Origin of the sequence: Streptomyces sp. NPDC059499 (genome assembly GCF_042749285.1) — a bacterium.
Lineage (GTDB): Bacteria > Actinomycetota > Actinomycetes > Streptomycetales > Streptomycetaceae > Streptomyces.
Genome location: NZ_JBHYTT010000031.1, coordinates 26,544 through 36,419 on the forward strand (window position 1 = coordinate 26,544; position 9,876 = coordinate 36,419).

General features: G+C 70.2%; 1 protein-coding gene (cut by a window edge). It reads right to left on the bottom strand.

Features of this window, described 5'->3' with window-relative positions; genetic code table 11:
- Positions 1-9,876 carry part of the coding region annotated (locus ACFW9O_RS36445) for a type I polyketide synthase (protein ID WP_384615447.1) on the bottom strand (this coding region is incomplete at its 5' end). The annotated region extends 18,537 nt beyond the left edge of the window, so 9,876 of the 28,413 annotated nt are shown.

Sequence of the window (9,876 nt, forward strand, 5' to 3'; positions counted from 1 at the left end):
GGGCCCTTCAAGCCCGAAGGAGTAGGCGACGCGGCCGGAAATCACGCTTGGCGCGTTGCCGGTCAGCAGATGTCCGTCGGCGCCCTCCGGTAGATGCATGCCCACCCCGTAGGTGGAGGACGACGACCCGATGAACACGCCGGTCGAAGTACCCCGGACCCGCGCAGGCGCGATTCCGGCCGACTCGAGCGTCTCCCAGGCCGCCTCCAGCAGCAGCCGCTGCTGCGGGTCCATCGCGAGGGCTTCACGGGGACTGATTCCGAACAGGGCGGCGTCGAACTCGTCCGCATCATGGACGAACCCGCCCACGCCACCGGCCGCCTCGGACGCGCTGACCGGCCAGCCGCGGTTGGCCGGGAAAGGCGACATCCCATCGGTTCCGCCGGCCACCAGGTCCCACAACTGTTCCGGCGAGGTCACACCGCCGGGATAGCGGCAGGCCATCCCTACAATCACGATCGGCTCGTCGTATCCGGTGGTGAGTGCGGGCCGCGGTATGTCCGGCTGAGTCTCCAATGCTTCGAAGAACTGCGACAGCAGATGGTCGCTGAGAGCCGCCGGGTTGGGGTAGTCGAACGCCAGCGTCGCGGGCAGCCGCAGACCGGTGGCCGCGGTCAACAGATTGCGGAGCTCCACCGCGGTCAGCGAGTCGAAGCCAAGGTCCTTGAATGCCTGACGCTCACCGATCGCGTCGGCCGAACCGTGGCCGAGCACGGTCGCGGCGCTGCCGCGCACCACCTCCAGCAGCATCTGCTGCCGCTGACCCTCGGGAACGGACCGCAGCCGTTGCGCCAGGGCCAGACCGGCGACGGACTCCTGCGCGACCGCACGCCGCATCCTGCCGGACACCAGACCACGCAGCAGCGCAGGCACCTCACCCGCCCCCCGCACCGCCGCCAGATCCAGACCGATCGGTACCAGGTGTGCGGTGGGGTGGGTGAGGGCTGTGTCGAAGAGGGTGAGGCCTTGGGTGGTGGACAGGGTGGTGCCGGCGGTGGTGGCGCGGGCTCGGTCGGTGTGGGCGAGTCCGCCGGTCATGGTGCTGGTCTGTTCCCACATGCCCCATGCGAGGGAGAGGCCGGGCAGGCCTTCCGTACGACGACGGACAGCGAGGGCGTCGAGGTAGGCGTTGGCAGCGGAGTAGTTGGCCTGACCCGGAGTACCGAAGGTCGCCGACGCCGAGGAGTAGAGGACGAACATCGCGAGGTCGATGCCGCGGGTCAGTTCGTCCAAGTTGGCGGCGGCGGTGGCCTTTGCCCGCAGGACGGTTTCGAGGCGTTCCTGGGTGAGGGCGGTAAACACGCCGTCGTCGAGGACACCCGCCGCGTGGACGACGCCGGTGAGCGGGGTCTCGGTGGGGATGTCGGCGAGGACGGTTGCGAGGGCGTCGCGGTCGGCGGCGTCGCAGGCCACGATCCGTGCCTGCGCGCCCAGCTCGGCGAGAGCAGCGACGAGATCTGACGCGCCAGGCGCGGCGGAGCCCTGGCGGGAGAGCAGAAGCAGGTGGCGGATGCCGTGTTCGGTGACCAGGTGGCGGGCCAGCAGTCCCCCTAGGGTGCCGGTGCCGCCGGTGATCAGTACGGTGCCGTCCGGGTTCGGACGGACGGGGAAGGACAGGACGTTCTTCCCGATGTGCTTGGCTTGCGCCATGTGACGCCAGGCCGTGACCGCTGCACGCGCATCCCACACGGTCAGCGGCAGCGGGTCGAGGATGTCTTGTTCAAAGAGGGCGACAACCTCGGCGAGGATCTGGCCCATGCGTTCTGTGCCTGCATCCGACAGGTCGAACGGGTAGTACGGGACGTCGAGACCGGTGCGGACGTCGGCTTTGCCCATCTCGATGAACCGGCCGCCCGGCGTCAGCAGTCGTAGTGAGGCGTCTACGAACTCGCCTGCGAGGGAGTTCAGGACGACGTCGATGCCCTGGTCGCCGGTTGCGGTGCGGATGTGTTCCTCGAAGGCGAGGTCGCGGGAGGACGCGATCCGTGTGGGGTCGACTCCGTTGGCGATGAGGGTGGGCCATTTGCCGGGGCTGGCGGTGGCGTAGACCTTCAGTCCCCAGTGCTGGGCCAGTTGGACGGCGGCCATGCCGACGCCGCCGGCGGCCGCGTGGATCAGTACCGACTCACCGGACTTGACCTCGGCCAGGTCCCGCAGTCCGTACCAGGCCGTCGCGAACACCAGCGGTATTGCTGCCGCCTGCGCCCACGACCAGCCCGCCGGAACCTTCACGAGCAGCTCCCGGCCGGTCACCGCCTCGGCAGCGAACCCGCCGTCGAAGAACCCGAACACCCGGTCCCCGACAGCGAGGTCGTCGACACCAGGACCGGTCTCCACGACCACACCGGCCGCCTCCGAGCCCATGGTTCCCGGTTCCGGGTACATTCCCAGCCCGATGAGTACGTCACGGAAGTTCACGCCTGCCGCGCGAACTTCGATCCGTACCTGGCCGGATTCCAGCGGCGGCGTGCCAGCTGCCTCGATGTGGAGGGACTCCAGCGTTCCGTCCGTTCCCGGCAGCAGACGCCAGGTGCCCTCCGGAAGCACCAGCCCACCGCCGCCGGCCCGGGTCAGGCGAGGCACCAACAGCGCACCGTTACGGATGGCGACCTGCGGCTCGTCGACACCGGCCAACAGCGCCAGGTCCAGTTGCTCCTCGCTGGCCGGGTCGGTGTCGACCAGCACGATCCGGTCCGGGTGCTCCGACTGCGCCGAGCGCACCAGACCCCACACCGCCGCACCCACCACATCCACGACCCCACCGGAACCAGCAGACATGGCACCCCGGGTCACCACCGCCAGACGGGAGCCGAACGTGCCCTCGTCCGCCAGCCACTCCTGCACACCACGCAGGACCTCACCCAGCACCTGCTCCACCGGACCGTCACTGGCCGGCAGCACCGTCCACGCCGGAACCTCCGCCTCGCCGGTGGCACCAGTGCCCGGAGGCACCGTCACCCACTGCACCGCGAACAGTGCGTCGTCATCCGCGTGCCCGGCCGCAGACAGCTGTTCCGCCGACACCGCCCGCGACACCAGAGAACGGACGACCGCGACCGGCGCACCGGTACCGTCGGCCGCCTGGACGGTGATGCCCTCGCCCTCGGGGCGGATCGCCACCCGCAGGGTGGTCGCTCCGACCGCGAACAGCTCCACACCCGACCACGCGAACGGCAACCGAGGCCCGGGGGTCTCGGTGTCGTCGCCCAGGATCAGGCCGGAGGGGTGCAGTGCGGCGTCGAACAGCGCGGGATGGATACCGAACCCGTCCACCGACTCCTCGACCGACACCTCGGCATACACACCGGACCCATCTCGCCAGGCCGCCTGAACACCCTGGAACGCCGGACCGTAACCGAAGCCCACCCCGGCCAACGCCCTGTAGAAACCGTCGACATCCACCGTGTCCGCGCCCTGCGGCGGCCACACACTCAGATCGAAGTCAGCCTCCGAACCGGCCTGCTCCGCCAACGAACCCGCAGCATGCAGCGTCCACTCGTCCGTACCCTCGGCGCGGGCATGGACATGCACCGGCCGGTCGCCCGAAGCATCCGGGTCCTCGACCCGCACCTGCACCTGGACGCCACCGGACTCCGGCAGCACCAGCGGCGCCCGTAGAACGAGTTCGCGGACGAGACCGCAGTCCACTTCCTGGCCGGCCCGCAGCACCATCTCCACCAGGGCGGTGCCCGGCACCACCACATGCCCCGACACCACGTGATCGGCCAGCCAAGACTGCGCAGCCGACGACAGCAGACCGGTCAGCACCACTCCGTCGCCCTCGGCCAACGCCACCACAGAACCCAGCAGCGCATGCCCGGCGTCCTCGATGCCCAGCGCACCCGCGTCCCCGCCGGTCACACCCGGCTGTGGCCAGTACCGCTCACGCTGGAACGCATACGTCGGCAGGTCGGTAGCCTGGCCGCCCCAGCCGGTGTACACGGCGGTCCAGTCGACACTGATGCCGGAAGTCCAGAGGCGGCTGATCGCGGTGAGGGCGGTGTGGGCCTCGTCGTTGTCCTTGCGCAGGACGGGGACGAACTCGGCCTCGGTGGCGGTCTCCTGGGCCATGGCCGACAGGACGCCGTCGGGGCCGAGTTCCACGTATCGCGTCACGCCCATGGCTCCGAGGGCGGTGACAGCGTCGGCGAAACGCACCGGCTGCCGCACCTGGTGCAGCCAGTACTCCGGCTGCTGCATGGCACCGGGCTCGGCGACGGCTCCGGTCAGGTTCGAGACCACTGGGATCCGAGCCGAGCTGAAGGTGAGGTCGCGCAGGACATCGGCGAATTCGTCCAGCATCGGTTCCATCAGGGCTGAGTGGAACGCGTGCGACACCGACAGGACGTTGAACCGCAGGCCGCGGGCCGCACACTCGGCCGCGTACCGCTGAATGGCTTCGGTGCTGCCGGAGAGGACCACGGAGTTGGGTCCGTTGACGGCGGCGATGTCCAGGCCGGTGTCGCTGACGTCGGCTTCGGTGGCCTGGACGGCGAGCATGCCACCGCCTTCGGGCAGCGCCTGCATCAGGCGACCCCGCTCGGCGACCAGGAGGCACGCGTCGTCCAGGTCGAGGATTCCCGCGATGTGCGCGGCGGTGATCTCGCCCAGGGAGTGGCCCAGCAGCACATCTGGGGTGACGCCCCACGATTCCACCAGCCGGAACAGCGCGACCTCGAGGGCGAACAGTCCGGCCTGCGCCCACATGGTGTGGTCGAGGTCGACGCCGTCGGTGAGGACGTCGCGCAGGGGGCGTTCCAGCCGGACGTCGAGCCGTGCGCAGACAGCGTCGAAGGCTTCGGCGAACACCGGGAACTGCTCGTGCAGTTCCAGGCCCATGCCGGGGCGTTGCGAGCCTTGGCCGGTGAACAGGAAGGCGGTGCGGCCCTCTCGGGCGATACCGGTGGCGAGTGTCGTGTCTGCGGACAGGACCGCGCGGTGTTCCAGCGTGGCCCGGCTGGTCGCCAAGGACCAGCCGACATCCACCGGATCCAGGGCGAGGTGGTCGGCCACGAAGGATCGCAGGCGTTCGATCTGGGCCTGCAACGCTGGCTCGGACTTCGCCGACACCATCCACGGAACAAGGCCGAGTGGCGTCGCTCGGACCGCCGTCGCCTTGACGGCGTCCGTAGCGGGGGCTTGTTCGAGGATGACGTGGGCGTTGGTGCCGCTGATGCCGAAGGAGGAGACGGCGGCGCGGCGGGGCCGGTTGTCGGTGTCGGGCCAGGGGCGTGAGGCGGTGAGGAGTTCCACCGCACCCGCCGACCAGTCGACCTGGGGGGTGGGCGCGTCGACGTGGAGGGTGGCGGGCATGAGGCCGTGCCGCATGGCCATGATCATTTTGATGATGCCTGCGACGCCTGCGGCGGCCTGGGTGTGGCCGATGTTCGACTTGATGGAGCCGAGCCAGAGCGGCTCATGGCCCTCTCCACGGTTCTGGCCGTAGGTGGCCAGGAGTGCCTGCGCCTCGATCGGGTCACCCAGACGTGTTCCTGTCCCGTGGGCTTCGACAAGGTCGACGTCTGTGGTCGTCAGCTGGGCGTTGGTGAGGGCTTGGTGGATGACGCGTTGTTGGGCGGGTCCGTTGGGTGCGGTGAGACCGTTGGAGGCTCCGTCCTGGTTGACGGCGCTGCCGCGCATCACGGCGAGGATGTGGTGGTTGTTGCGGCGGGCGTCGGAGAGGCGTTCGACGAGGAGCAGGCCGACGCCTTCGGCCCAGCCTGTTCCGTCGGCCGACGAGGCGAAGGATTTGCAGCGGCCGTCGGAGGCGAGGCCGTCCTGGCGGTCGAATTCGGCGAACGCTCCCGGGGAGACCATCACGGTCACGCCACCGGCGAGTGCCAGGTCGCATTCACCGATCCGTAGTGCCTGGGCGGCCAGGTGCAGGGCGACCAGGGAGGAGGAGCAGGCGGTGTCGACCGTCATGGCCGGGCCTTCCAGCCCGAAGACGTAGGCGAGGCGGCCGGAGATCACACTGCTTGCGGTGCCGGTCAGCAGGTGTCCCTCCGCGCCTGTGACTCCGGTGCCGTATCCGGAGGGGGAGGCGCCGGCGAAGACTCCGACGTTGTGGCCCTTGAGGGACCGGGGGTTCATGCCGGCTGATTCGAGGGTCTCCCACGCTGTTTCCAGCAGCAGCCGCTGCTGGGGGTCCATCGCGAGGGCTTCTCGGGGGCTGATGCCGAACAGGGCGGCGTCGAACTCGTCCGCGTCGTGGACGAACCCGCCCACCGCGGCGGTCGCGTCGACCAGACCGGTGGGCCAGCCGCGGTCGTCCGGGAACGGAGTGATCCCGTCCGCCCCGGCGGCGACCAGGTCCCACAACTGCTCCGGCGATGTCACACCGCCGGGGTAGCGGCAGGCCATGCCCACGATCGCCACCGGCTCGTCCTGCGCCGCGCCCATGACGCGCGTCCCCCGAGCAGCGCCCTCCTGCGTGTCCCCCGCCAGTTCCGACAGCAGGTGGTCGGTGAGGGTGGTGGGGCTGGGATGGTCGAAGACCAGGGTCGCGGGCAGCGACAGTCCGGTGTCGGTGCTCAGCAGGTTGCGCAGTTCGACCGCCATGAGCGAGTCGAAGCCCAGATCACGGAACGCCCTGCCGGGCTCGACCGCTTCCGCGCCCGCGTGTCCCAGTACCGTGGCGGCCCGGTCACGCACCATGTCCAGCACGATCCGAGCCCGCTCCGTGGCGGGTGCGTCCAACAGCTTCTGCCGCAGGCCCGGTTCGGCGCCGTCGCTCGGTGTGGTCTTGAGCGCGTCGGCTGCTTCGGGGAGGTCGGTGAGCAGGGCGCTGGGGCGGGAGGAGGTGAAGGCCGGGGCGAACACCGACCAGTCCATGTCGGCGACGGTCACGCAGGATTCCCGGCCGTCCACCGCCGCCGCCAGGGCCCGGACCGCCAGGGCCGGATCCATCGGCAGCAACCCACGTCGGCGCAGTGCTTGTTCAGTCTCGCCTTGGACCGCCATGCCGGCCCCGGCCCACGGGCCCCAGGCCACGGACGTTCCCGGAAGGCCGCGGTCGTGTCGGTGCTGTGTCCAGGCGTCGAGGAAGGCGTTGCCGGCCGCGTAGGCCGCTTGGCCGCCGCTGCCCCACGTCGCGGCGATGGAGGAGAAGACCACGAACAGGTCCAGCGGCAGATCCGCGGTCAGCTCGTCCAGGTACTTGGTTCCGTCGACCTTCGCCCGCAGTACCGACGCGAACGCTTCCGGGGCGGCTGCCTCCAGCCATTGCGGGATGTCGAGTCCGGCCGCGTGGACGATGCCGGTCAGCGGCAGATCGACGGGCACACCGTCGATCACCGCGGCCAGGGCATCCCGGTCGGCCACGTCGCAGGCGGCGACCGTGACCTGTGCGCCCAGCCCTGACAGCTCCTCCACCAGACCGTCCGGGGCGACACCACCGCGGCTGGTCAGCACCAGGTGCCGCACACCCCTACCGGCCAGCCAGCGGGCCACCTCCGCACCCAACGCGCCGGTGCCACCGGTGACCAGGACGGTGCCCGAGGGCTGCCACCCCTCGCCGACCACAGCCGCCGGCACCGCACGCGCCAGCCTGCGGCCGTATGCCCCCGACCCACGGAGCGCGACCTGGTCCTCACCACCACCGGCCAGGACACCGGCAAGCCGGGCACCGGCCCGGGTGTCCAGGACCTCGGGAAGGTCGATGAGACCGCCCCAGCGGGCCGGCAGTTCCAGTGCCGCGACCCGGCCCAGAGCCCACACCGCGGCCAGGTCCGGATCGCCGATCCGGTCGGAACCGCCCACCGACACCGCGCCACGCGTCAGCACCCACAACGGGGCCGCCACCGCACCCAACTCCTGCACCACGGCCAGCGTCTCCGCCCAACCGGACGCGGACAGCACCACACCCGCCACATCAGGCAGCCCTGACACGTCTTCGGCGGGGACTCCGACCACGGTCGCGCCCGCAGCCTCCAACGCGGCGGACACCTCCGGGTCCTCCGTGCCGACGACCGCCCACACCCCGGTCAGCACCGCCGACGAGGGCAGACTGTCCAGCGGCTTCCAGGTGACCCGGTAACGCCACGAGTCGAGCGTCGAGCGTTCCTGATGACGTCGCCGCCACGCGGACAAGGCCGGCAGCGCCGACTCCAGACCCGCGAGCTCCTCCAGGTCCTCCCGCTCCACCGCATCCCAGAACGCCGCGTCGACCAGATCACCGCCACCGCCCGCAGCACCTGTCAGCGAGAACTCCGGCCAGAACCGCTCACGCTGGAACGCATACGTCGGCAGATCAACGACCCTGCCACCCCAACCGGCGAACACCTTCGTCCAGTCGACGCCGGCACCGGTCGCCCAGAGCCGGCTGGCAGCGGTGATCACGGTCTGGGCCTCGTCGCGGTCCTTGCGCAGAACAGGAACGAACTCCGCGCTGACGAGGGTGTCCTGAGCCATGCCCAACAGGACCCCGTCGGGGCCCAGTTCCACGTACCGAGTCGCGCCGAACTCCGCGGCAGCAGCGACCCCGTCCGCGAACCTCACCGGTTGCCGCACCTGCCGCAGCCAGTACTCCGGCTGTTGCATGGCGCCGGGCTCGGCGATGGCACCGGTGAGGTTCGAGACGACCGGGATCCGGGCGGGGTGGAAGGTCAAGCCGGACAGGACACTCGCGAACTCCTCCAGCATGGGTTCCATGAGGGCGGAGTGGAACGCGTGCGACACCGACAGGACACTGACCCGCAGGCCGCGATCGGCGCATTGCGCCGCGTAGTGCTGGATTGTTTCCAAGTCACCGGACAGTACAACGGAGTTGGGGCCGTTCACGGCGGCGATGTCCAGACCGGAGTCCGCGACATCGGCTTCGGTGGCCTGGACGGCGACCATGCCGCCGGCGGGTAGGGCCTGCATGAGTCGGCCGCGTTCGGCGACCAGGGTGCAGGCGTCGTCGAGGTCGAGGATGCCTGCGACATGCGCGGCGGTGATCTCGCCCAGGGAGTGGCCCAGGAGCACGTCCGGGACCACGCCCCAGGACTCCACCAGTCGGAACAGGGCAACCTCAAGGGCGAAGAGGCCCGCCTGGGCCCACACGGTGTGGTCCAGGTCGGTGCCGTCGGTCAGGACGTCCCGCAGTGGGCGTTCCAGCCGTATGTCGAGGCGGGCGCAGGCCGCGTCGAAGGCTTCGGCGAAGACTGGGAACTGTTCGTAGAGTCCGAGTCCCATGCCTGTGCGTTGGGAGCCCTGGCCGGTGAACAGGAAGGCGGTTTTGCCTTCGGCGGCGATGCCGGTGGCGAGCACGTCACCGTTGCCCAGGACGATGCGGTGGGGGAGTTGGTTTCGGGTGGTTGCCAGGGACCAGCCGGTGTCCACCGGGTCCAGTTCCGGTCTGTCCACGACGAAGGACCGCAGCTGCTCGACCTGTGCCCGGAGCGCGGCCTCGGACTTTGCCGAGACCACCCAGGGCACCAGCCCTGGTGCCTGCTGTGTGACGACAACTGGTTCGGGTTCGGGTTCCGGGGCTTGTTCGAGGATGACGTGGGCGTTGGTGCCGCTGATGCCGAAGGAGGAGACGCCCGCGCGCCGGGGCCGGTCGTGTGTCTCGGGCCAGGGGCGTGCTTCGGTGAGGAGTTCCACCGCGCCCGCTGTCCAGTCGACCTGGGGGGTGGGCGCGTCGATGTGGAGGGTGGCAGGCATGAGGCCGTGGCGCAGGGCCATGACCATCTTGATGACGCCCGCGACACCGGCAGCGGACTGGGTGTGGCCGATGTTCGACTTGATCGAGCCGATCCACAGGGGTTGTTCGGTGGTGTTGCGGTTCTGGCCGTATGTGGCCAGGAGTGCTTGGGCTTCGATGGGGTCGCCGAGGCGGGTGCCGGTGCCGTGGGCTTCGACGAGGTCGATGTCGGCGCCGGTGAGGTGGGC